Here is a 21,978-nt window from a genome sequence, read left to right as displayed (position 1 = left end):
CCGAAAGGAATCTGCAGCCTGATGACTTCCACGCAGCAGAACGCGCTGAGGGTCGGCATGGTCGGCTACGCCTTCATGGGCGCGATGCACTCCCACGCCTGGCGCACCGCGCCACGCTTCTTCGACCTCCCGCTCCAGCCCGAACTCGCGGTCCTCGCCGGGCGCGACGAGGCGGCCGTGAAGACCGCGGCCGGGAAGCTGGGCTGGCGGGACACCGAGACGGACTGGCGGGCACTGGTGGAGCGGGACGACGTCGACCTGATCGACATCTGCACCCCCGGGAACACGCACGCCGACATCGCCATCGCGGCGCTCGAAGCCGGCAAGCACGTGCTCTGCGAGAAGCCGCTCGCCAATTCGGTCGAGGAGGCGGAACGCATGACCGCGGCCGCCCAGGCCGCCGAGGCGAACGGGGTCTTCGCGATGTGCGGGTTCTCCTACCGCCGCACGCCCGCCCTGACCTTCGCCCGACGACTCGTCGAGCAGGGGAGGCTCGGCACGATCCGGCACATCCGGGCGCAGTACCTCCAGGACTGGCTGACGGACGAGAACGCCCCGATGACCTGGCGCCTGGACAGGAGCAAGTCGGGATCGGGCGCCCTCGGGGACATCGGAGCACACAGCATCGATGCAGCGCAGTACGTGACCGGACTGCCGATCCAGGGAGTCTCCGGCCTCCTCAACACCTTCGTGCACGAACGTCCCCTCGGAGGAACCCGGGTGGGCCTCGGGGGCTCGGGTGCCAGCGACGGCGGGACCGGCACGGTCACGGTCGACGACGCCGCGATCTTCAGTGCGCGCTTCGAGGGAGGAGCGATCGGCGTCTTCGAAGCCACCCGCTTCGCGACCGGCAGGAAGAACAACATGCGTCTGGAGGTCAACGGCAGCCTCGGCTCGCTCGCCTTCGACTTCGAGAACATGAACTCCCTGGAGTTCTACGACGCCACGCAGCCTCCCGAGACCGCGGGATTCAGCACGATCAACGTCACCGATTCCGTGCACCCCTACACCGGCAACTGGTGGCCGGCTGGGCACGGCCTCGGCTACGAACATGGCTTCACGCATCAGGTCGTGGACCTGGTGCAGGCGATCGCGGACGGCACGACGCCCTCGCCGTCCTTCGACGAGGCGCTGCGGGTCCAGAAGGTCCTGCACGCCATCGAGGAGTCCGCAGCGAGTGGATCGGGGTGGCAGCATGTCTGAGGCGTCAGCAACCGGAGGTCCCACACCGCGGCCCGTGACCCTGTTCACCGGGCAGTGGGCCGACCTGCCGTTCGAGGACGTGGCGAGGATGGCCGGCGAGTGGGGCTTCGACGGCCTCGAGATCGCCTGCTGGGGAGACCACCTGGACCCGGTGCGGGCAGCGAACGACGACGACTACGTCCAGGACCGGCTCCGGATCCTCAAGGAGAACAACCTCTCCGTCCACGCGATTGCCATCCATCTCACCGGGCAGGCCGTGTGCGACGACCCGATCGACGAACGCCACCAGGACATCCTCACTCCCGAGGTCTGGGGGGACGGGAGTCCCGAAGGGGTCCGCCGGCGGGCCGCCGATGTCGTGAAGGACACCGCCCGGGCGGCAGCCCGGCTCGGAGCGTCCGTCGTCACGGGATTCACCGGTTCGTCCGTCTGGAAATACGTCGCCATGTTCCCGCCGGCGTCCGAGCAGATGATCGCCCGCGGCTACGAGGACTTCGCGGCCCGGTGGAATCCCATCATGGACGTGTTCGACGCCGAGGGGGTCCGCTTCGCACTCGAGGTGCACCCCTCCGAGGTCGCCTACGACTACTGGACCACGCAGCGCACCCTGGAGGTCATGCGGGACCGCCCCGGCTTCGGGATCAACTTCGACCCCTCGCACTTCATCTGGCAGGACCTGGATCCGGTGATGTTCCTGCAGGATTTCGCACCGCACATCTTCCACGTCCATGTGAAGGAATCCGTCCGGCAGCTGAACGGCCGCAACGGCCGCCTCGGGTCGCACCTGCCGTGGGGCGACCCGCGGAGGGGCTGGGACTTCGTCACCGCCGGGCACGGGGACGTCCCGTGGAAGCCGATCTTCCGCATGCTCAACTCGATCGGCTACCAGGGCCCCACCAGCATCGAATGGGAGGACGCCGGGATGGACCGGCTCGTCGGCGCACCGCAGGCCCTGGCCCTCGTGCGGGACCTGGCCACCATCATGCCGTCCGCGGCGTCCTTCGACGCCGCCTTCTCCCGCCAATCCACCACGAAAGAGACACCATGACCAGCAAGGAAGCACTCGTCGTCCGCGGCGGATGGGACGGACACCAGCCCGTCGAAGCCACGGACCGCTTTATCCCGTTCCTCCGGGACAACGGGTACAGCGTCCGGATCGAGGAGTCGCCGAAGATCTACGCGGACGCGGACTACATGTCGACCGTCAGCCTGATCCTCCAGTGCAACACCATGAACACCATCGAGAAGGACGAATTCGCCGGTCTCCGGGCGGCCATCGAGGCAGGGACCGGGCTCGCCGGCTGGCATGGTGGCATCGCCGACTCGTACCGCAACGAATCCGACTACCTCCACCTCATCGGCGGACAGTTCGCCTGCCACCCCGGCAAGCACCCCGACGAGAGGATCGGAGAACAGTCCGACAACTACGTGCCGTACCGAGTGAACATGCTCCCGGCCGCGGCGGACCACCCGATCACCCGCGGCATCGGGGACTTCGACCTCGTGACGGAACAGTACTGGGTGCTCGCGGACGACTACATCGACGTGCTCGCGACGACGACCCAGGCCGTCCGCGCCTGGGACCCGTGGAACCGCCCGGTGACGTCCCCCGCCATCTGGACCCGCCAGTGGGGCAAGGGCCGCATCTTCGTGGCGACCCCCGGCCACCGCGTCGAGATCCTCGACGACCCGAATGTCAGAACCATCATCGAAAGGGGTTTGCTGTGGGCGAGCCGTTGAACGTCGGAATCATCGGCTGCGGAGCGATCGTAGCCCAGTACCTGAAAACCCTGCCGTCGCTGCCGTCGGTCAACCTCCGGGCGGTCGCCGACCTGGACTTCAGCCGCGCCGAGGCCGTCGCGGCATCCCAGGAGGGCGTACGGGCTCTGACCGTCGACGAACTCCTGGCCGACCCCGAGATCGACACCATCCTCAACCTCACCATCCCTGCTGCGCACGCCGAGGTGGCCACCCGCGCGATCGCCGCCGGGAAGCACGTCTACGGCGAGAAGCCCCTGGCAGCGAACACGAGTCAGGCCCGGAAGGTCCTCGCGCTCGCGGACGAAGCCGGAGTCCGCGTCGGGTGTGCTCCCGACACGGTGCTCGGCACCGGGATCCAGACGGCGCGTCACGCCATCGACAGCGGCATGATCGGCCGGCCCATCTCGGCCACCGCCACGATGGTCACGCCCGGACACGAACGCTGGCACCCCAACCCGGACTTCTACTACGTGCCCGGGGGCGGACCTCTGCTGGACATGGGCCCGTACTACGTGACCGCGCTGGTCACCCTGCTGGGCCCCGTCACATCCGTCATCGGTGCCGCGAGCCACACCCGGAAGGAGCGCACCATCGGCGGAGGTCCGAGGGCCGGCGAGACGATTCCCGTCTCCATCGACACCCATGTCACGGGCGTGCTCGTCCACGAGTCCGGGGCGCTCTCCACACTGGTGATGAGCTTCGACGCCGTACAGACCCGTTCCTCCAACATCGAGATCCACGGTGAGCAGGCGAGCCTGACCGTCCCCGACCCGAACTATTTCGACGGCGAGGTGTCGATCTGCACTCTGGCGAACAGGGAGATCGGATGGGAGGCCATCCCCGCCAGCGCAGGCTACATCGGGGCGGGCAGGGGCTACGGGCTCGCGGACATGGCGCTGACCCCCGCCGGTGAGCAGCACCGCGCCAGCGGGCAACTCGCCTACCATGTGCTCGATGTCATGGAGTCGCTCCTGCGGTCAGCAGCGGACGGCAGTTCGGTACCGGTGCTGAGCACCGCGGCAAGGCCGGCGGCGGTCGACCTCATGTCGCTGTCAGAGCCGGTGTCGTCCCTCGCCACCTAGGACCGCCGAGGCCCGAACCTCACCGACCGGCCGCGCATCTGTGCGGCCGATCGGTGAGGTTCGGGCGGCCGTCTGAACCGCCGCCGTCCGGGAGCGGACCGGCCGGCCCGCTCGGCGGCCTCAGGTCCCGCAGTACGTGGTGTACGAGCCGAAGTCGTCCGGCGCTGCCGCGGCGTAGCGCTGCAGCCCGGGTCGCTCGTCGAAGGGCGTGCGGAGGGCGTCGACGAGCCGGTCCAGCGGGTCGAGATCGCCGGCTGTCCCGGCCGCGAGCGCCTCCTCGACGAGGTGGTTCCGCGGGATGTACACCGGGTTGACGTGGTCCATCGCGTCGGCATCGGGGGCCAGCGACAGCCAGCGGGCCGCCCAGGTATCGAAGGCGGCGACATCGAGCACCTTGTCCCGGGCGGGCCGCGCGTCACCGCGGACCACGGAGCTGAGGCCCCGGAAGAAGGACGTGTAGTCGACGTGGTTCTCCTGTAGGAGGGTGAGCACGTCGTTGGCGAGAGGCGACGCCACGTCGTCGCCGACGTCGTCGGGCAGTCCCAGCTTGGCTTTCATCCCGGCGAGCCACGCGCCACTGTACTGGGGGCGGAAGGCCTCGAGCGCGCCGACGGCGAGCGGAACCGCCTGCTCCTGGTCTTCGTGGAGAAGCGGCAGCAGGGTCTCCGCGAGGCGCGCGAGGTTCCACTCGGCAATGAGCGGCTGGTTGGCGTAGGCGTAGCGCCCGCCACGGTCGATGGAGCTGTAGACGGTGGCGTAGTCGAAGACATCCATGAACGCGCAGGGTCCGTAGTCGATGGTCTCGCCCGAGATGGTCATGTTGTCGGTGTTCATCACCCCGTGGATGAACCCGACGAGCATCCACTGCGCCACGAGCGAGGCCTGCGCGGACACGACCGACTCGAACAGGGTGAGGTACGGGCGCTCGGCGGAGGCGGCCCCGGGGTAGTGCCGGCTGATGGCGTGGTCGGCGAGGCGCCTGAGGAGGTCCTGGTTGCCGGTGGCCGCCGCGTACTGGAAGCTGCCCACGCGCAGGTGGCTGCTGGCGACGCGCGTGAGGACGGCGCCGGGCAGCATCGTCTCGCGGCGCACGGCGCGTCCGGTCGCGACGACGGCGAGCGAGCGCGTCGTCGGGATCCGGAGCGCCTGCATGGCCTCGCTGAGGATGTACTCGCGGAGCATCGGCCCGACGACGGCGAGCCCGTCACCGCCGCGTGCGAAGGGTGTGCGGCCCGAGCCCTTGAGGTGGATGTCGCGCAGGCGCCCCCCGGCGTCGGTGATCTCGCCGAGGAGGAGCGCGCGCCCGTCGCCGAGCCTCGGGTTGAAGCTCCCGAACTGGTGGCCCGAGTAGGCCTGGGCCACCGGCGTCGCGCCCTCCGGCACCGAGGTGCCGATGAGCAGGGCGAGGCCCTCAGGGGACCGGAGGAACCCGGGATCGACGCCGAGTTCCACGGCGAGCTGGTCGTTGAGGGCGAGCAGCTGCGGCTCGGGAGCCTCGTCCGCCTGCCACGCGACCGCCATCTCGGGCAGTTCCCGCGCGAAGCGACCGTCGACAGTGACCCTGGAATCTGTAGGCACGCTCATCCTTCCACCGTACGCCCGGCGGCTGCGGCGTTGTCACCGCCCCGGGCCCTGCATGACACGCTTGCGCAATGCGCGGTTGGCCGACTCACGGCGGTCACCCTACGATGGCCGACATCAGGCGCAGCTTCGCGGCTGGCACGGGTGGTCCAGGGATAAGGGTTCCGGTGGCGAACGGCGATGACGCGGCACGACTGGCCGAAAGGGTGCAGCGGGAGGCCGCAGGAGCGCGCGTCATCTGGGACTTCGACGGCGTCGTCGGGCACACCGAACCGCTGCACGAGGCGAGCTACCGGGACCTGGCGGAACGGCGGGGCTACCGTTTCGGGCCCGGCTTCTTCGGCGACCTCGTGGGCCACACCGAGCAGTGGATCTGGGAGCGAGTGATCTCCGAAGGATTCCCTGCCGCCGAGGAGGACATCGCTGCGCTCCACAGGGAACGCGGCGAGGTCGTCGCCGTCTCCGCCCTGGAGGGCCTCTCGCCGTCCTGGCTCGCCGCCCGCCTCATGCCGGCCCTGGTGGGTGTCGCCGCCGAGCAGGTGGTGGTCTCCAACGGCGACCCGGACCTCATCGCGGCGCTGCTCGGGAAGTGGGGCCTCGACCCGTTCGTGCGCGTGGCACGCCGCGACTCCGGACGGGACAAGGAAGCCCTGTTCCGCGCGCTGTGCGTGCCGCCGTGCGTGGTGCTGGAGGACAGCGACGCCTACCTGGCGCTCGGCAAGGAGCTCGGCGCGTTCACCGTGGGGGTCCGGCATTCGCACAACCCCCGCGCCGCACTGGACGCAGACCTCACCACCCACCTCTGAACCCTCCGTCTTCCGCGAACTCGTTCCGCTCCTGACCGGCGCGGACACCGCGGCCTCGTGACCGGTCGGGGCGGGCTCATCACACCAGACTGGTGAGTCCGCCCTGTGCTGCGACGGCGCGTTCCGCGACGACGGAGAACCGGCGCGTCGCGGGCGAGAGGTAGCCGTGCTTCCGCTGGACGAGGGCGATGGTGTCGTAGAGGGGTTCGGCGAATGGGAAGCTCCTGACGCCGTCGTCGCGCCGCAGGGACTCGAGGATGCCGCTGGCCATGAAGGAATCGCCGGCACCCGCCGCCACGAGGCTGTACGCCGTCTCCGCGTGTTCCACCTCCATCTCCGCCTCGATGGACAGGCCCGCGAGGTTCGCCCGGTCCAGCAGCTGGCGGCGCGTGGGATCCTTCCAGCCGGCATGGGCGTCATAGAGGACGAGTTTCGCGGCGGCCAGCTCCTGGATGGTCACCGGTCCGGCGTCCGCTGGGCGGGTGGACGAGATGAAGCACACCTCGTCCCGTGCGAGCTGCCGGACCTCGAGGTTCTCGCTGTCCACCGGCAGCACGACCAGGCCGCACTCGATCTCCCCGCTCGCCACCGACGCGGCCACGACGTGGGAGTTCAGCCCGATCATGCGGACCCGCACGCCCGGGTGCTGCTGGTGGAACTGCACCACGAGGTCCGCCAGATCGTAGTTGGCGGCGTACCGGAGCACCCCGAAGGTCGACACCCCGCCGCTGAGCGTCTGCAGGGCCTGCACGGCCTCGACGCCGCGCCGGGCCGAGTTGACGCAGTCGAGGGCGTGGGCATGAAGCTCCTCGGCCGCGGGTACGGGGGACAGGCCCCTGGACGTGCGGGTGAACAGAGGCGAGCCCAGCTCCTGCTCCAGCCGCGAAATCAGCTCGGACGCGGACGCCTGGCTGATGCCGAGCTCTTTTGCGGCAGCGCTCAGCGATCGGCAGCCGTAGGCGGCGAGGAAGGCCCGGAGCTGGTTCAGCGTCATAGGACAAACCTATATCCTTCACCGGGAAAGGGTGGGTTCCCCTATGCTGTGCCCCGTCCTAGGCTTCCACCATGGAACTGGATGCCCAGCATGCCTCCTTCATCAGGGGGTCCTACGAATGCCTGAAGAGTGCCGAGATCGGAGGAGTGCCTGCGCAGCGGCTGCCGAAGGTCGTCGAGACGGTGTCGGAGATGCTGGCGACCATCGAGAAGGGCGGGCGCGACGCCGTCGCCGAGTACTCCCGGGTCCTCGACGGCTGGGCGGGCGGCGACGTCGAGCTGGACTCCGACTCACTCCGAAGGACCGGTGACGCACTGACGCCGGAACTGCGCGCGGCCCTCGAGGCCGGAGCGGAACGGACCCGGAAGTTCGCCGGACTCCAGCTCCGGCACCTGCAGGACTTCGAGGCCGAAGTGATGCCCGGGGTGGTGGTGGGCCACCGGTACATCCCGGTCCAGCGTGTCGGGGCCTACCTGCCGGCCGGACGGTTCCCCATCCTCGCGAGCGCGTTCATGACCGTCGGCGTCGCGAAGACGGCGGGCGTGCCCACGGTGATCGCCTGCTCGCCGCCCACCTCGCCGACCGCCGGCAACCCGGCCGTGTTCTACTCCGCCTACCTCTCCGGTGTCGACCGGGCGTTCGTCGTCGGAGGCGTCCAGGCCCTGGCCGCCATGGCCTTCGGGCTGCTGGGGGAACAGCCGATGGACATGCTCGTGGGCGCCGGCAACGCCTACGTCACCGAGGCGAAGCGGCAGCTGTTCGGGCGGGTCGGCATGGATCTGCTCGCCGGCCCGTCGGAGGTCGCCGTGATCGCCGACGACACCGCCGACCCCGTTCTTGTCGCCGCGGACCTGCTCGGGCAGGCCGAGCACGGCCCCCAGTCGCCCGCCGCGCTCGTCACGACGTCGCGGGAACTCGCCGTCGCGGTGATCGCCGAGGTGGACCGCCAGCTGGTGGATCTCAGCACCCGAGACATCGCCGGCGCGGCCTGGCGGGACTACGGAACCGTGTACCTCGCGGAGGACAACGAGACCGCCGTCGAATTGATGGACGTGCTCGCGCCCGAGCACCTGGAGGTCATCACCGCCGACGACGACTACTTCCAGAAGAACCTGACCAACTACGGGTCGCTCTTCCTGGGGCCGTGGTCCACGGTGGCCTACTCCGACAAGGGGATCACCGGAACGAACCACGTGCTGCCCACCGGCGGCGGGGCCCGCTCCTCGGCCGGACTGTCGGTCTCCCGGTTCCTGAAGCCCCTGACCTTCCAGCGCATCGACCGCGCTGCGACCATGCAGCTGGCTCCCCTCGTGTCCGAGATCTCCGCCTACGAACAGATGGAGGCGCACCAGCGGACGGCCGATCTCCGCATCACCCGATTCGAGAACCACGCATCATCGACCAAGGAGCAACCATGAACAGCAGGCGCGCATTCACGTCCTTCGCAGCCGGTGCACTGGGGATCGCACTGACCCTGACAGCGTGTGGCGGCGGGGAATCCGGCGGCAGCGAGGGTGGAGGGGGCGACGGCGAGGCGATCGAGACGATCACCATCGCCACCTCGAACGACGCTCCCTTCTCCTTCACCGACGATGCCGGCAACCTACAGGGTATCGACGGCGAGATGATCAACTGGATCGCGGACAAGAAGGGCTGGGAGGTGGAGGTCTTCGTGTCCGAGTTCGCCACCCTGATCCCGGCCATTAAGGCGGGCAAGGCCGACGCCGTCGTCGACGCCATGTACATCACGGACGTCCGCAAGGAAGAGGTCAACTTCACCGACACCTGGTACCAGCAGGGCGAAGGCATGGTGGTACCGGGAGACTCGACCATGACCAGTCGCGACGACGCAAAGGGCACCGTGATCGGGGTCCAGACCGGCACCACCTTCATCGAGCTGGCGGAGTCCCTGGAGCCCAAGGAGATCAAGTACTTCGATTCGCAGGCTGCACTGCTGAAGGCCGTGGAGAACAAGCAGGTCGACGTCGTGTTCACCGACGCGGCCGTCGTCGCGTACAGCCTCGTGCAGAACCCGAACGACGCCATCAAGATCGTGGACCCGTACGAGCCCTACTTCCCCGGCCTGATCGGAGCGGCAGTACCCAAGGAGAACACGCAGCTGCTCGAGGAACTGAACTCGGGCCTCGCCGAGCTGAAGGCGTCCCCCGACTACATGGAGATCCTCACCAAGTACGGACTGACGGAGAGCAACGCCGTCGACTGACCGCGCCTTCCCCGTTTGCCCGAAGCTGAAAGGAAGGTCCGGCCATCGACTTCATCACAAGCACCCTCAGCTACTTCCCCCGGCTGCTGGCGGCCGCCCCGATCGTGATCCAGCTCGCGCTCGGGGCGATGGCCCTGGCCCTCGTCCTCGGCATGCTGCTGGCCCTCGCCCGGATCTCGAAGTCGAGGATCCTGCGGGGGATCGCCCTCGTCTACGTCGAGGTCATGAGGGGGACACCCCTCCTCGTGCAACTGGTCTACATCTTCTTCGTCCTGCCTGCCATCGGGGTGAACATCGATCCGATTCCCGCCGGGATCCTCGGCCTGGGCCTGAACTACGCGGCCTACCTGTCGGAAGTGTTCCGCTCGGCCATCCTCGCGGTCGAGGCAGGCCAGACGGAAGCGGCACTGTCGCTCGGCTACACGCCGGGTAAGGCCTTGTGGAAGGTCGTCCTGCCGCAGTCCTTCATCGTGTCGCTGGGGCCGATCGGCAACTACTTCATCGCGATGGTGAAGGACACCGCCCTGACCTCGGTCATCGCCGTGACCGAGATCCTGAAGACGGCGAACGTCATCAACGCGCAGACGTTCGAGACGACCCAGGTCTACACGGCGGCCGCACTGCTGTACCTGCTGATCAGCCTTCCGCTGTCCCGCATCGTGAGTGCCCTGGAGAAGAGAGCGAGGGTCCATGTCTGACGAAGTGATCGTGAGTGCCCGGGACGTCCACAAGACGTTCGTGGTGACCAAGACCCCGAGCCTGCTGCAGCGACTCCGCGGGCAGCGGCGGGAGGTCAACCGGATCGAGGTCCTCAAGGGCGTCGACCTGGACGTCCACAAGGGGGAGACGGTCGTCATCCTCGGCTCCAGTGGATCCGGCAAGAGCACACTGCTGCGCTGCATGAACAAGCTCGAGACGATCGACGACGGCCGGATCCTGGTCAACGGGCACCTCGTGGGCTACGAGGAGCGCGGCGGGAAGCTCGTGGACGAGAAGGCTTCCATCACTGCGAAGAAGCGGACCGACCTCGGCATGGTCTTCCAGCAGTTCAACCTCTTCCTGAACAAGACCGCCCTGGGCAACGTCATGGCGCCCCTGCAGGACATCAAGAAGATGTCCAAGGAGGAGGCCCAGCAGCACGCCCTCGAGAACCTGAAGCGGGTCGGACTGCTGGAGCGGAAGGACAACTATCCGTCGAGGCTGTCCGGCGGGCAGAAGCAGCGTGTCGCGATCGCCCGGGCCCTCGCCATGGATCCGAGCGTCATGCTGTTCGACGAGCCGACGTCGGCGCTGGATCCGGAGCTCGTGGAGGAAGTGCTCGCGGTGATCAAGTCCATCGCAGCCCAGGGCACCACCATGGTGATCGTCACGCACGAGATGCAGTTCGCCCGCGACATCGCGGACATCATCGTGGTCATGGACCAGGGCGTCATCGTCGAGAAGGGGACGCCGGACGAGGTGTTCTTCCGGCCCAAGCACCCGAAGACGTACGCGCTGCTCCGGCGGTCCGGGCTGACGGTCGAACCCCCGGGGGCGGTGTAGCCCGGCCGGGCGCCTCTGTGCGCTCTGGTCGTCACCGGACCGTCAGAGTAAGGTAATAAGCCACCTGATGTTTCGGGTGCAGAGGCGAGATCGAAGGGAATCATCATGGGCATCAGCAACATGGTCAAGAACGCGGCGGGCCGTTACCTCGGCAGGTCCGGGACCGGCACCACGCCGACCACCGGACGCACCAGGGCCGGCGGAATGGGCACGCGGGGGCGGACCACCGGAACTCCCGCAGCCGGTTCGGGCGGGGTCGGCAGGATGCTGCGCGGCCTCCTCAACCGGCGGTGAGGGCGCGGCCCGGGTCCTGCCTCTCGGGGAATAGGACCCGGGCCCGGCACGGTTGCATCAGGCATGCAGATTGAGATTTGGTCCGATGTGAAGTGCCCGTGGTGCTACGTGGGCAAGCGCCGTTTCGAGAAGGCCCTCGCGGACTTCCCCCATCGCGACAGCGTCGAGGTGACCTGGAAGAGCTACCAGCTCGACCCGGAACTGCCCGACCACTATGACGGCACCGAGCAGCAGTACCTCGCCGAGCGTAAGGGCATCGCCCCCGAGCAGGTCCGGCAGATGAGGCAGCACCTCGGCCAGCAGGCCGCTGGAGAGGGCTTGAACTTCGACTTCGACAGTATCGCCGTGGGCAACAGCTTCACGGCGCACCGTTTCCTGCACCTCGCGAAATCCCACGGCCGGGGTGACGCCGCCAAGGAATCCATCATGTCGGCCCACTTCGAGCAGGGGCTGGACACGTCCGACGTCGACGTCCTGGTCTCCCTCGGCGAAGGCATCGGCCTGGACGAGGACGAGGTCCGCGAGACCGTGGGCGGTGACCGCTTCGCCGACGACGTCCGCCGCGACATCGAAGAGGCACGGACTCTCGGCGTGCAGGGCGTGCCGTTCTTCGTCGTCGACCGCAAGTACGGGATCTCCGGCGCCCAGCCGGCCGAGCTGTTCCGGCAGGCCCTCGACCAGGCGTGGCAGGAGTCCCACCCGCTGGTGTCGCTCAGCCCCTCCACCGACGGCCCGGCCTGCGGTCCCGACGGCTGCTAGGCATCCGCTCGGAAACGGCGCCCCCTGCGCGGCAGGTCCTGGACGACGACGGCGGGCTCGAGTCCCGCCGTCGTCAGCGTCGTCCGGACCCGCGGGCCATCCGCTTCAGCTCGTCCTGGACGCGCGCGAGCTCGCGTTGACGCTGGAGCTGCAGTTCGTCAGGGCTCGGCCGGCGGTGCCGCACGGGCTCGGGTGCAGCGGGCGGGGCGTCCGCCTCGTCCTGCAGGGGATCGAAGAACAAACCGTCGCGATGCATAGAACCTCCTCCGGCTTCCGGTGTCAGCCCCGACATTAGCGCGGCTGTGTTTCCGGCTTCTTTCGTATCCCCCTCAGCCCTCGCCCTGGGTTCTCCCTCATCCGAGTCCGGACAGGCGCGCGACCGCCATCCCGCCGTCGTCGATCCGGAGAACGGCCCACCCGATGCCGCCGAGCGCGTAGAGCGAGACCGGCACGAGGAGGCACCACTCGCGGAGGGAACCGGCGTTGCCGAGGACGGGCACCGCGATGTTGCCGTTCGGCCGCCACACCTGCGCGACCACCGGCAGTTTCGCCAGGCTTCGCGGACGCCGGAGCCGGAACGGGTAGACGGGGTTGCATCCGCCGGTCGTGAGCATGTCGCCGAGGATGTGGACGATGACGCCGACGCCGACGGCGAGGGGGAACCAGAACTGCTCCTCCGGCGCGAAGGCGGTGACGAACGCACCGGCAGTCAGGCCGACCGCCCAGGGCGACCTCCGCATGCTGTCCGGGATGATCTTCAGGGCTTTGGCGGCGAAGGAGACGAGGAGAACCGTCAGCAGGCCCGCGCCCGGATAGATGGTGCCGAAACCGACGGTCTCGACCGTCCAGAGCCCCGCGACGAACGCGACGGCGACGAACGCGGCGACACCGAGCAGCGAATGGGTGCCGCGCCGGTGGCCGCCGGAGATGGCGCCCACGCCGGCGCAGAACAGGTTGGACAGCGGCGGCAGCGAGTGGGCGATCGTGGCGCTGTGGTGGTCGGCGTCGGGCAGGAGCGCGGCGCCCGCCGTGACCAGGGCTCCCGTGACGACGCCCACGGGGCTGACATCCAGGAGACCGAATCCGAGGGTGACGGATCCCGGCAGGATCGGCAGTACGGCGGCCAGGGGGCCGAGCCCCAGCTCGATCTGGGTGGTGGCAGCGACCCAGGCGGCAGCGCCGCAGGCAGCATGGTGGGCGCCCATCATGACGGGAAGTCCTTTCGGTGAGACCACGCCGGCTGCGGGTGTCCAACCGGCGGCAGAGCCTCATCCTGACGGGCGCCACTGTCATTATTCGAATGCCATCATTCGGAACGGCATCATTCGGAGCCCGGCACGCACGCTTCTCGCAGGACTGCTAGTGCGAGTCCTTCTGCCGGGTGCCCAGGCCGGAAGGGTCGGTGACGGAGCGCAACCAGGCCTCGGCGTCGTCGCCCGTGCCGGCGGGCAGCGCGACCTTCTCGAGGCGCTTCTGGAAACTGGCGGTCATCTGTCGCTGGATGCGCAGCCGGCTCTCGTCGCCGGGCCGGGCGCGGCCGTCGGCAACACGATCGGCGATCATGAGCAGGCGTGCCTGGGAGTCGGCGATGCTGGCGGCGAGGGTGTCGAGCTCGCTCACGGGCACACGGCCAGGCGCGGGTGCGGACGGTTGCTGCCTGCGACGGCGGATTCCGGTGAAGATCCTCATGATGCTCCGCTGGTGTGCTCGGCCCGCCGGACCCCGTTGTTCGGCAGACTCGGATGGCGACGCCGCCGTCCGTCCCGCAAGAGTACCCGGAATGTCGCCCGCCCCCTAGCGGTTCCACCGAGTATGTCCCTTCCTTTCGACGGCCTGTCCATCCTCGACCGCGCACAGTCCCGGCTCGGCTCCTCCGAGGCGGACACGCTGCGGCACGTCGGGCAGCGTGCGCAGCGGGCCGAGCGGCTCGGGTACCGGAGGTTCTGGGTCGCCGAGCACCACGGCGTACCCGGCATCGCGGGGTCGGTACCCGCCGTGCTGGCGGCCGCGGTCGCCGCACGCACGAGCACGATCCGCGTCGGCACGGGCGGGATCATGCTGCCGAACCACCAGCCCCTGGTCGTCGCCGAGCAGGCTGCCACGCTCGGTGCCCTGTTCGACGGCCGCTTCGACCTGGGGATCGGCCGCTCGCTCGGCTTCACGCAGGCCGTGCGGTCCGCGCTGCGGACCGGCAAGGAGGATGCCGGCCGGTTCGAGCAGGACATCGCCGAACTGCTCGCCTTCCTCGGCGGCACCGCTCCCGTTCCAGTTCGCCCCCAGGACGGCGGGCGGACGCCCGTCTTCGTCCTCGCCACCGGCCAGGGCGTGGACCTCGCGGCCCGCTCCGGTCTCGCCGTGGTGCTCGGCGGGCCCGTGCTGTTCCGGGACCGCATCCCCGTGCTCGAGCGCTACCGGGAACAGTTCCGTCCGTCACCGTGGTGGGACGAGCCGAAGGTCCTGGTGTCGGTGAACATCGCGGTCGCGGAGACGACGGCGGAGGCACGCCACCTTTTGCTGCCCGAAGCCCGCGCGCTCGCCGTCTCGCGGACCAGGGGCTACTTCCCGCCGCTGGAGGCCGTGGGGGACGAACCCCTCTCCACCCGGGAAGAAGGATTCATGCAGGAGTCGCTCGCCACCGCCGTCCACGGGACGCCCGTGGAGGTGGAGCGACAGCTCACGAAGCTCCAGGCGCGGACGGGCGCCGATGAACTGCTGGTCAGCGGCGGGGCGTTCGACCTCGAGGCGCAGGCCAGGTCGGACGGTCTGCTCGCGGAACTCGCGGCTGCCTAGCTCTCCCAAGCCTCATGACGACGACGCCGCCGGGGGGGGGGGCGGGGGTCGAGCTGTTGCGCTGCTCCGTTCCAGAGCCGCCGTGGCCCGTCCGCCCGGAGGAGATGTCCACCGCCACGCCGATTAGTAAGCATGCTTGCTATAGCGTGTGCGCCGGTCCTACCCTGAAGTTCACCCGCTCCTCGCGGCCGATACCGACGACAGGACTTCCGCATGCTCACGATGAACGACCTCGACCCGTTGCTCAGGCGCCGCAGCACGGTGGTCACCGGCGAGGGGGACAAGGTGGGCACCGTGGGCGTGGTGTACCTCGACGATGCCGATGACCGACCGTCGTGGGTAACCGTCCACACAGGCCTCTTCGGGACCCGGGAGTCATTCGTGCCCCTCGAGGGGGCATCGGTCCAGGGGCACGACCTCGTGGTGGCCTATCCGCGTGACCTCATCAGGCACGCGCCGTCCGTCGACCGCGACGGCCACCTCAGCCCCGAGGACGAGGCTGCGCTGTACCGGCACTACGGGCTGCGCGGAGTGGCTCCGGTCCCTCGGCCCGCCACCGCCGAGCAGGCACCCGAACACGACGCCTCGCGCACGATGCCGCCATCGGCTGCTTCGTCGGCTGCTTCGTCGGCCGCTCCGTCGGCTGCTCCGGGGGCCGCTCCGGGGGCCGCTCCGGAGGCGGTGACCGGGGAGACCGCAGCACCCGGGATGCACACTGCGGGATCGTCCGACGCGACACCGGCGCCCACGGCCGCGCGGACGCAGGGCGGGACTCACCTGCATGACGAGGGCGGCACCCCCTGGGTGGTCCGCTCGGAGGAGCGACTGCGCGTCGGGACCGAGCAGTACGAGGCCGCACGCGTGCGTCTCCGGAAGTACGTCGTGACCGAGGAGGCCACAATGACCGTCCCGCTGAAGCGGGAGGAGCTCCGGATCGAGGTCGAGCCCATCTCGTCGCCCGTGCGCCTGGAGGCCGAAGGCGTGCCGTTCCAGGAGGAGTCCGTGGAGCTCGTGGCACGCGAGGAACTCGCCGTCCTGAGCAAGGAGACGGTGCCCGTCGAGCGCGTGAGCATGAGGACGGTCGAGGTGACCGGCAGGACCACCGTGCGGGAGGACGTGCGCAAGGAGCGCATAGCCAGCAGCGCCGACGGGGCTGCGTCGGTCGACAGGGGCCGGGGGCTCAGTTCCTCCGACCGTGGAACCACCGCCGGTACGGATGCCGACGCGTCGACGAGGATCGCGACGAACGGCACGAACGCGCTCGTGAAGGGCAGGAAGAAGCGACGCTGACGCGCCTTCCGGTCGTCGCGGACCGTAGGGTGAGCTGTATGGGAGCCACCGAGAACGACGCCGCACTCTTCACCGCCTACCAGTCGTCCTTCTCGGAGGCTCCCGGATACCTGAACTTCGCGAGCTTCGGCCCGCCGTCGAGCGCGGTCCGCGACCATGTGGCGCACCTCCTGCAGACGGCCGGCGAGGCGGCCCTCGGCGCGAGCACCACGCTCGAGGGCGAGGACAACCGCGCGCGGGAGGCCTTCTCCCGGCTCAGCGGCTTTCCGCTCGAACAGGTGGGACTGACCGGTAGTACCTCCCTCGGCCTGTTCCAGGTGGCCTTCGGTCTGGCCGGTGGAACAGTGCTCGTCGGCGCAGGCGAGTTCCCGTCCAACACCTACCCCTGGCTGCGCACCGGGGTAGTGGGCCGCGCGCGTGTCGACCTGATCGGGGCACCCGGCACCCAGGTGACGCCCGACCTCGTCGCCCGTCACCTGACGGATGACACCGTTGCCGTGAGCGTCAGCGCCGTCGACTTCCGTACTGGCTACCGGGCCGATCTCGAGGGAATCCGTGAGGTGATCGGTGCCGGTCGCCTCCTCGTGGTCGACGGCATCCAGGGCTTCGGCGTCGTCGACCTGGAATGGACACTCGCGGACGTGCTCATTGCCGGCGCCCAGAAGTGGGTCCGCGGCGGCTGGGGCGTGGCCGGAATCGCGATGTCGCCGCAGGGAGTCGAGCGCATCGAGCCCCTGCTCACCGGCTGGACGGGAGTCGCCGATGCGCGCCGGTACGACGGCGAGGAGCACCCGCCGCTGCCGGGGGCGGCGCGTTTCTCCATCTCGAACCTGTCCCCGTACGCGAGCGGGGCGTTCGCGGAGGCCCTCGAACTGATCGAGTCGGTGGGGGTGCCGGCCATCGAGGGCATCATCGCGACGCACGCGAAGGCACTGATCGACCAGCTCGATACCGCGCGAGTGCCGGTCCTCTCGCCCCGGGAACGGAAGGACCGGGCGGGGATCGTAGTCGCGGGCCTTCCGGGACGGGCGGCCGAAGCGCACGCGGCGCTCGCTGCCGCCGGGATCTCCGTGACACTGCACGGACCGGACCGCATCAGGCTCTCCGTGCATGCGACCACCCGCTCCGAGGTCCTCGGCGAGGCGGCGGAAGTGCTGGCAGCCTTTGCCTGAGGGCGTCCCGCCCCGGTACGCACGGGCCGCTTCCAGCCCCGTCCCGGCACGCGCCGCCGTCCTTCCTGGCCTTCGCGTGCGGATGGGTGTGGCGCGGTCCGACCGGCACCAGGTCGACGACGTGTCATGCTGACACGCCGGACATGGTTCACCAGATGCAACCAATCCCCGGAACTGTCCGGGCGCGATGCTAGCGTGCCCGTCAGAACGTGTGACTCAGGCAACATGTTCGTAACCTCAGGCACCTAACCTGAGCGTGTTTTGCATTTCGCTGGGACATTTCACTAAGGAGAACCCTTGAATTCCACTCCACGCATCCGAGGGCTGCGGTGCACGATGACGCTCGCCGTGACCAGCGCCGTCGTGCTTGCTCCCATGAGCGCGCAGGCCACCACCGGCACCACCGGACCGACGGCTCCGACGTCGTCCACCTCCTCGCCCGGCGCGTACGGCGCCGCGGAGAGGCTCGATGACCGCTCCGACCCCGCGGCCGACGAGCGCCGCGAACTCAGCCAGCAGGCCGTGGAGAAGGTGATCTCCGGCGAGGCGAAGGTCGAGGACCGCAACGGTTCCAAGGCCGTGAAGGTAGCCCCCGGCCAGTGGGCGCAGTACGGGCTGCAGGACAGCGACCAGATCCTGTCCTTCCTCGTCGACTTCGGCGACACAGTGGACCCCCGCTTCCCCACCTCCACGCCCGGCCCCACGCACGGCGCCATCGAAGAACCGAACCGCGCGGTGGACAACTCCACCTACTGGTCCGACACCTTCGACCGCGAGCACTACCTCGACATGTTCTTCGGCGAGCAGGGTGAGTCGCTCAAGGGCGTCTACGAGGAGATGTCGAGCGGCCGGTACACGGTCGACGGCGACGTCAGCGACTGGGTCACCGTGCCCTACAACTCGGCCAGCTACGGCGAGACCGAGAGCCAGGCGGACATGACCCGCTTCGTCCAGGACGCGGCGAACGCCTGGTACGACTCGCAGGTCGCGGCAGGCAAGACGCCCGCGGAGATCGACGCCTACCTCGCGACCTTCGACCAGTGGGACCGCTACGACTTCGACAAGGACGGCGACTTCGACGAGGCCGACGGCTATATCGACCACTTCCAGGCGATCCACGCCGGCGAGGGAGAGGAGGCCGGAGCGGCGTCGTCGGCCATCTGGTCGCACCGCTGGGCGGTCGGCCAGGCGGGCCGCGGCACAGCCGGTCCCGCAGCCAACCCCTACGGCGGCATCAAGATCGGCGACTCCAACCTCTGGATCCGCGACTACACCACGGAGCCGGAGAACGGCGGCCTCGGCGTCTTCGCGCACGAGTACGGCCACGACCTCGGCCTGCCCGACCTGTACGACACGAGCGGCGGAGAGAACGGTACCGGCTTCTGGACGCTCATGAGCTCCGGGTCGTGGCTCGGCCACGGCGAGGGTTCCATCGGCACCACCCCCAACCACATGGGCGCCTGGGAGAAGCTGCAGCTCGGCTGGCTGGATTACGACGTCGCGACCGCCGGCGTGAAGTCGGTCCACAACATCGGCCCCTCGTTCCATGCCACGAAGGCCCCGCAGGCCGTCGTCGTGAACCTTCCCAAGGACGCCGCGGGCAACAACCGCTTCTACATCGCGGAGAACCGCGTGTACGGCGGGTACGACGCCACGCTCGCCACAGGCCCGTACAACTTCGGTTGGGGTGTCACCGCGCCCGACACCGTGGAGCACTACGCGTACCAGGACGGCCTGAGCATCACCTACTGGAACACCGCGCAGCGCAACAACAACACGCGCCAGCACCCCGGTGCCGGCCTGGCCCTGCCTGTGGACGCGCACCCGAAGGCCCTCACCTGGTCCGACGGCACCGTTGTGCGCAACCGCATCCAGAGCTTTGACGCCACCTTCGGCAAGCAGGCCACCGATGCGCTGAACCTCCACCGGGAGACTGCGGCGGGCATGGCCACGCTCGCCGCGCCGTCCCAGCCGGGCGCCGCCGTGTTCGACGACACCAACCCGAACGCCTACTACGACGCCGCGAACCCGCAGGGCTCCGTCGTCGTGGCCGGCACCGGGACGAAGATCGAGGTCGTCCAGTCCAACTCGACGGGCATGCTGACCCTGCAGGTCCGCTAGGTCCGCCAGGTTCGACAGCTGGAGACAGAAGGAGCCGGGAGGTCACTCCCGGCTCCTTCTGCGTTTCCGCTCTACTGCTTCCCGCTCTAGTGCATGCCCCGGCTCCTGCGGGGCTGCGCGACGACGGCGATCGCGATCGCCAGCCCGAGGGCCACGACGCTCAGGATGCCGGCTGCCACATAGCGCAGGGGCGGTCCGACGGCGGTACGGGTCTCTGCCTGTGCGACGACTTCGGCCTGCGGCTGCGCGGTCCCGATGGTCGCCGGCCCTGTCGGGAGGAACCCGGAGGACGGACTGGTCGACGCCGGTGCGGGAGCGGGTGCCTCCACGCCGGCGGCACCGAAGGCTCCATTGCCGGTCGAGGACCCCGCCGGCGGTGGGGCGGACGCCGCCGGGCTGCCCTCCGTCGCCGTCGCACTCGGCGACGGGGTGGCGGAGGGCGAGGCATCGGGGGCCGCGCTGGTCGCGGAGGGTGCCGGTGCTGGCTCCGCTTCGTCGGCGGGCGATTCCTCGATGGGCGGCTCCTCGATGGGCGGCTCCGAGGGGGCAGGCTCCGCCGGCGGCGTCGTCTGCTCGACGGGCGGCGGGGCGGACGGCACCGTGGGCTGCCCGGGAGCGCTGGGGTCGAGCACGGGCGGGGATGCCGGATCCGAGGCGGGCGGTGCCGGCTCGGCAGGTGGCGGAGCGATGACCACCGGATCGGGGACGACCGGGGTCACCTGGCCTGCGACCCGCAGCGACGGCGGGGACGGCAGGGCAGCGGCTGCTCCCTGGCCGGCAAGCAGGAGTCCGCTGCTGAGGGCCAGGGCTGGAAGGGCGGTGCGGACACGCATGAGGGAGTCTTTTCGAAAGGCGGGGATCGGCGGCATCGGTGACGGGGAGCCGTCGGAAGCATGCTGACTATCGCTTCTTATCCTACGGTGGAGAGCGGCCTGTTCCCACTCCCGGCTGGCGCGCCGACGCCCCTTGCCGGATGCACCGGGCATCAGGGGCGGCGGACTCCGTCCGGGTGCTCAGGCGGCGAGAGAGGGCTCGGCTGATTCCTGCAGCACGGGGCGGAAGACGAAGAACCGGTAGGCGACATAACGGAAGACGTTGCCGAGCAGGACGCCGACGACGTTCGCCGAGATGTTGTTCGCCAGGGGGCTCGTGAGCCCCAGGACGTAGTGCGACACGACGAGGCACGCCGCGGCGATGCCGAGCCCGACGAGCTTCGGCCGCAGCAGTGCCCGTCCGGTCGATCAGCAGCGGTTCTCCATCCCGCAGCGCGACTATCGGGAGACGGTGCTCCTGCGCACGATGAGCGAGGGGTCCAGGGTGATGCGGCGGTGCTCGTGGCTCCGGGGATTGTCGATCTCGTCGAGGAGGAGGCGCAGGGCTTCCTCCCCCATCTCGTGGCCCGGCTGGCTCACCGTGGACATGGGGATGGCGGCCTCGGACGCGAACTGGTTGTTGTCGTACCCGATGACGGCGACATCGCCGGGCACGGAGACGCCGGCATCCGTCAGTTCGTGGATGAGCCCCGCCGCGAGCTGGTCGGCCGGGGCGAGGATGCCGTCGGGGAGTGCTCCGTCGTCGAGCAGTTGCCGGGCGATGGAGCGGCCGCTGGCGCTCTTCAGGTTGCGGCTCGGGATGACCTCGAGGCTGACCCCGCCCCCGCGTTCCCTCACAGCACGCCGTGCACCCTCGCGGCGGGCGTTGACGGCGTGGAGGTCCTCCGGTCCGCCTGCGAACAGCAGCCGGGTGCGGCCGATGTCCATCAGATGCGTCGCGGCGAGATAGCCCCCGTGCTCCTCGTCGACCACCACGCTGCAGCAGTCCGTGCGATCGCCGGCGTAGTTGACGAGCACGATGTTCCGGCCGTGCCGCCGTACCCGGTCCACCCCGTCGAGTCCGGCGTCCAGCGGAGCGAGGATGATCCCCGCCACACGGGCCTCGTCGAAGATGTCGAGGTAGGACTCCTGCTTCTGGAACGTCACGTCGCTGTTGGCCAGGAGCAGTGACCTACCGGCGGTGCTGGCGGCACCCTCGGCGCCGCGCGCGATGTCCACGAACAGCGAGTTGCCGACGTCGGTCAGGATCAGGCCCACGGTGTTGCTCCTGCCCGCTGCCAGCGAGCGCGCCGCGTCGTTGCGGACGAATCCCAGTTCGTCGATGGCGGCCGCGACGCGGGCGATGGTCTTCGCCGACACGATCTCCGGCTTGTTGAGGACGTGCGATACCGTGCCGAGCGAGACACCTGCGCGGCGCGCGACGTCGTTCATGCTGGGAGCAACGGCGGGGTCATCGCTCGCTGGCTGGGCGGCTGTCACGGCACCTCGATCAGGGTTTCGGCATGGGGGTCCACCCCCGGGTGGGG

Annotated in this window: 23 protein-coding genes; 15 read left to right on the top strand and 8 right to left on the bottom strand. The window is 69.4% G+C overall.

Annotated elements, in window-relative coordinates:
• Positions 1-21: 21 nt before the first annotated feature.
• The 4 genes from ACX80H_RS14460 to ACX80H_RS14445 are packed head-to-tail and all read left to right on the top strand — an operon-like array spanning position 22 to position 4,046.
• Positions 22-1,203, top strand: a complete 1,182-nt coding sequence (locus tag ACX80H_RS14460) for a Gfo/Idh/MocA family protein (RefSeq protein ID WP_459314087.1) — start codon at positions 22-24, stop codon at positions 1,201-1,203.
• On the top strand, positions 1,196-2,251 hold the full coding sequence (locus tag ACX80H_RS14455) for a sugar phosphate isomerase/epimerase family protein (protein WP_459314086.1): 1,056 nt from the start codon (positions 1,196-1,198) through the stop codon (positions 2,249-2,251). The genes ACX80H_RS14460 and ACX80H_RS14455 overlap by 8 nt, the downstream gene beginning before the upstream one ends.
• Complete coding sequence (locus ACX80H_RS14450; protein WP_459314085.1) at positions 2,248-2,943, top strand: ThuA domain-containing protein; 696 nt, start codon at positions 2,248-2,250, stop codon at positions 2,941-2,943. Before ACX80H_RS14455 ends, ACX80H_RS14450 begins: the two co-directional genes overlap by 4 nt.
• Positions 2,928-4,046, top strand: a complete 1,119-nt coding sequence (locus ACX80H_RS14445) for a Gfo/Idh/MocA family protein (protein ID WP_459314084.1) — start codon at positions 2,928-2,930, stop codon at positions 4,044-4,046. The genes ACX80H_RS14450 and ACX80H_RS14445 overlap by 16 nt, the downstream gene beginning before the upstream one ends.
• Before the next feature lie 120 nt (positions 4,047-4,166).
• Here ACX80H_RS14445 and ACX80H_RS14440 read toward each other — a convergent pair whose 3' ends face one another.
• Positions 4,167-5,630 (bottom strand): protein adenylyltransferase SelO, encoded by a 1,464-nt coding sequence (locus tag ACX80H_RS14440; protein ID WP_459314083.1) that lies wholly within the window; start codon positions 5,628-5,630, stop codon positions 4,167-4,169.
• A gap of 164 nt (positions 5,631-5,794) precedes the next feature.
• Here ACX80H_RS14440 and ACX80H_RS14435 point away from each other — a divergent pair, with 164 nt between their 5' ends.
• A complete protein-coding gene (locus ACX80H_RS14435; RefSeq protein ID WP_459314082.1) occupies positions 5,795-6,433 on the top strand; it encodes an HAD family hydrolase in 639 nt (212 codons plus the stop codon).
• Positions 6,434-6,512: 79 nt separating this feature from the next.
• Here the strand turns inward: ACX80H_RS14435 and ACX80H_RS14430 are convergent, their stop codons facing one another.
• Positions 6,513-7,427, bottom strand: a complete 915-nt coding sequence (locus ACX80H_RS14430; protein WP_459314081.1) for a LysR family transcriptional regulator — start codon at positions 7,425-7,427, stop codon at positions 6,513-6,515.
• A 71-nt stretch (positions 7,428-7,498) separates the two neighbouring features.
• On the opposite strand from ACX80H_RS14430, the gene hisD reads away from it, so the two are divergent.
• The 6 genes from hisD (at position 7,499) to ACX80H_RS14400 (ending at position 12,246) form a co-directional block, all read left to right on the top strand.
• Positions 7,499-8,845 carry a histidinol dehydrogenase gene (gene hisD / locus ACX80H_RS14425; protein ID WP_459314080.1) on the top strand — a complete coding sequence of 449 codons (1,347 nt, stop codon included), beginning with the start codon at positions 7,499-7,501 and terminating at the stop codon, positions 8,843-8,845.
• Positions 8,842-9,651 carry an ABC transporter substrate-binding protein gene (locus ACX80H_RS14420; RefSeq protein ID WP_459314079.1) on the top strand — a complete coding sequence of 270 codons (810 nt, stop codon included), beginning with the start codon at positions 8,842-8,844 and terminating at the stop codon, positions 9,649-9,651. Before hisD ends, ACX80H_RS14420 begins: the two co-directional genes overlap by 4 nt.
• Before the next feature lie 44 nt (positions 9,652-9,695).
• The gene (locus ACX80H_RS14415; protein ID WP_459314118.1) at positions 9,696-10,349 is read left to right on the top strand and encodes an amino acid ABC transporter permease; all 654 of its coding nucleotides are present in this window, start codon (positions 9,696-9,698) and stop codon (positions 10,347-10,349) included.
• A complete protein-coding gene (locus tag ACX80H_RS14410; RefSeq protein ID WP_459314078.1) occupies positions 10,342-11,193 on the top strand; it encodes an amino acid ABC transporter ATP-binding protein in 852 nt (283 codons plus the stop codon). The genes ACX80H_RS14415 and ACX80H_RS14410 overlap by 8 nt, the downstream gene beginning before the upstream one ends.
• A gap of 105 nt (positions 11,194-11,298) precedes the next feature.
• The gene (locus tag ACX80H_RS14405) at positions 11,299-11,487 is read left to right on the top strand and encodes a hypothetical protein (protein WP_459314077.1); all 189 of its coding nucleotides are present in this window, start codon (positions 11,299-11,301) and stop codon (positions 11,485-11,487) included.
• A gap of 63 nt (positions 11,488-11,550) precedes the next feature.
• Complete coding sequence (locus ACX80H_RS14400; RefSeq protein ID WP_459314076.1) at positions 11,551-12,246, top strand: DsbA family oxidoreductase; 696 nt, start codon at positions 11,551-11,553, stop codon at positions 12,244-12,246.
• A 73-nt stretch (positions 12,247-12,319) separates the two neighbouring features.
• Here ACX80H_RS14400 and ACX80H_RS14395 read toward each other — a convergent pair whose 3' ends face one another.
• From ACX80H_RS14395 to ACX80H_RS14385, 3 genes are all read right to left on the bottom strand, one after another.
• On the bottom strand, positions 12,320-12,502 hold the full coding sequence (locus ACX80H_RS14395; RefSeq protein WP_459314075.1) for a hypothetical protein: 183 nt from the start codon (positions 12,500-12,502) through the stop codon (positions 12,320-12,322).
• A 97-nt stretch (positions 12,503-12,599) separates the two neighbouring features.
• Positions 12,600-13,454 carry a metal-dependent hydrolase gene (locus ACX80H_RS14390; protein WP_459314074.1) on the bottom strand — a complete coding sequence of 285 codons (855 nt, stop codon included), beginning with the start codon at positions 13,452-13,454 and terminating at the stop codon, positions 12,600-12,602.
• A gap of 151 nt (positions 13,455-13,605) precedes the next feature.
• Positions 13,606-13,935 carry a hypothetical protein gene (locus ACX80H_RS14385; protein ID WP_459314073.1) on the bottom strand — a complete coding sequence of 110 codons (330 nt, stop codon included), beginning with the start codon at positions 13,933-13,935 and terminating at the stop codon, positions 13,606-13,608.
• Between the two features lie 123 nt (positions 13,936-14,058).
• On the opposite strand from ACX80H_RS14385, the gene ACX80H_RS14380 reads away from it, so the two are divergent.
• The 4 genes from ACX80H_RS14380 to ACX80H_RS14365 all read left to right on the top strand — a co-directional run bounded on the left by ACX80H_RS14380 (position 14,059) and on the right by ACX80H_RS14365 (position 19,619).
• Complete coding sequence (locus ACX80H_RS14380) at positions 14,059-15,036, top strand: MsnO8 family LLM class oxidoreductase (protein ID WP_459314072.1); 978 nt, start codon at positions 14,059-14,061, stop codon at positions 15,034-15,036.
• A 213-nt stretch (positions 15,037-15,249) separates the two neighbouring features.
• Positions 15,250-16,326: a PRC and DUF2382 domain-containing protein gene (locus ACX80H_RS14375; protein ID WP_459314071.1), complete on the top strand. Its 1,077-nt coding sequence runs from the start codon at positions 15,250-15,252 to the stop codon at positions 16,324-16,326.
• Between the two features lie 38 nt (positions 16,327-16,364).
• Positions 16,365-17,498: an aminotransferase class V-fold PLP-dependent enzyme gene (locus ACX80H_RS14370; protein WP_459314070.1), complete on the top strand. Its 1,134-nt coding sequence runs from the start codon at positions 16,365-16,367 to the stop codon at positions 17,496-17,498.
• 297 nt (positions 17,499-17,795) lie between these two features.
• Complete coding sequence (locus ACX80H_RS14365; protein WP_459314069.1) at positions 17,796-19,619, top strand: immune inhibitor A domain-containing protein; 1,824 nt, start codon at positions 17,796-17,798, stop codon at positions 19,617-19,619.
• A gap of 86 nt (positions 19,620-19,705) precedes the next feature.
• Here the strand turns inward: ACX80H_RS14365 and ACX80H_RS14360 are convergent, their stop codons facing one another.
• The 3 genes from ACX80H_RS14360 to ACX80H_RS14350 all read right to left on the bottom strand — a co-directional run bounded on the left by ACX80H_RS14360 (position 19,706) and on the right by ACX80H_RS14350 (position 21,931).
• Positions 19,706-20,452: a hypothetical protein gene (locus tag ACX80H_RS14360; protein WP_459314068.1), complete on the bottom strand. Its 747-nt coding sequence runs from the start codon at positions 20,450-20,452 to the stop codon at positions 19,706-19,708.
• A 180-nt stretch (positions 20,453-20,632) separates the two neighbouring features.
• Positions 20,633-20,794, bottom strand: coding sequence for a GtrA domain-containing protein (locus ACX80H_RS14355; RefSeq protein ID WP_459314067.1), 162 nt, complete (start codon positions 20,792-20,794; stop codon positions 20,633-20,635).
• 96 nt (positions 20,795-20,890) lie between these two features.
• Entirely contained in the window at positions 20,891-21,931 is a 1,041-nt protein-coding gene (locus ACX80H_RS14350; protein WP_459314066.1) for a LacI family DNA-binding transcriptional regulator, read from the bottom strand.
• Between the last annotated feature and the right edge of the window lie 47 nt (positions 21,932-21,978).

The organism is Arthrobacter pasteuri (genome assembly GCF_054510955.1).
This window is presented reverse-complemented; position numbering and strand designations above follow the sequence as displayed.

Bases quoted from the DNA above. Each gene is read 5' to 3' on its own strand.
- ACX80H_RS14460 (WP_459314087.1), top strand. From the start codon at position 22: ATGACTTCCACGCAGCAGAACGCGCTGAGGGTCGGCATGGTCGGCTAC.
- ACX80H_RS14455 (WP_459314086.1), top strand. From the start codon at position 1,196: ATGTCTGAGGCGTCAGCAACCGGAGGTCCCACACCGCGGCCCGTGACC.
- ACX80H_RS14450 (WP_459314085.1), top strand. From the start codon at position 2,248: ATGACCAGCAAGGAAGCACTCGTCGTCCGCGGCGGATGGGACGGACAC.
- ACX80H_RS14440 (WP_459314083.1), bottom strand. From the start codon at position 5,630: ATGAGCGTGCCTACAGATTCCAGGGTCACTGTCGACGGTCGCTTCGCG.
- ACX80H_RS14430 (WP_459314081.1), bottom strand. From the start codon at position 7,427: ATGACGCTGAACCAGCTCCGGGCCTTCCTCGCCGCCTACGGCTGCCGA.
- hisD (WP_459314080.1), top strand. From the start codon at position 7,499: ATGGAACTGGATGCCCAGCATGCCTCCTTCATCAGGGGGTCCTACGAA.
- ACX80H_RS14420 (WP_459314079.1), top strand. From the start codon at position 8,842: ATGAACAGCAGGCGCGCATTCACGTCCTTCGCAGCCGGTGCACTGGGG.
- ACX80H_RS14410 (WP_459314078.1), top strand. From the start codon at position 10,342: ATGTCTGACGAAGTGATCGTGAGTGCCCGGGACGTCCACAAGACGTTC.
- ACX80H_RS14405 (WP_459314077.1), top strand. From the start codon at position 11,299: ATGGGCATCAGCAACATGGTCAAGAACGCGGCGGGCCGTTACCTCGGC.
- ACX80H_RS14400 (WP_459314076.1), top strand. From the start codon at position 11,551: ATGCAGATTGAGATTTGGTCCGATGTGAAGTGCCCGTGGTGCTACGTG.
- ACX80H_RS14395 (WP_459314075.1), bottom strand. From the start codon at position 12,502: ATGCATCGCGACGGTTTGTTCTTCGATCCCCTGCAGGACGAGGCGGAC.
- ACX80H_RS14390 (WP_459314074.1), bottom strand. From the start codon at position 13,454: ATGATGGGCGCCCACCATGCTGCCTGCGGCGCTGCCGCCTGGGTCGCT.
- ACX80H_RS14385 (WP_459314073.1), bottom strand. From the start codon at position 13,935: ATGAGGATCTTCACCGGAATCCGCCGTCGCAGGCAGCAACCGTCCGCA.
- ACX80H_RS14380 (WP_459314072.1), top strand. From the start codon at position 14,059: ATGTCCCTTCCTTTCGACGGCCTGTCCATCCTCGACCGCGCACAGTCC.
- ACX80H_RS14375 (WP_459314071.1), top strand. From the start codon at position 15,250: ATGCTCACGATGAACGACCTCGACCCGTTGCTCAGGCGCCGCAGCACG.
- ACX80H_RS14370 (WP_459314070.1), top strand. From the start codon at position 16,365: ATGGGAGCCACCGAGAACGACGCCGCACTCTTCACCGCCTACCAGTCG.
- ACX80H_RS14360 (WP_459314068.1), bottom strand. From the start codon at position 20,452: ATGCGTGTCCGCACCGCCCTTCCAGCCCTGGCCCTCAGCAGCGGACTC.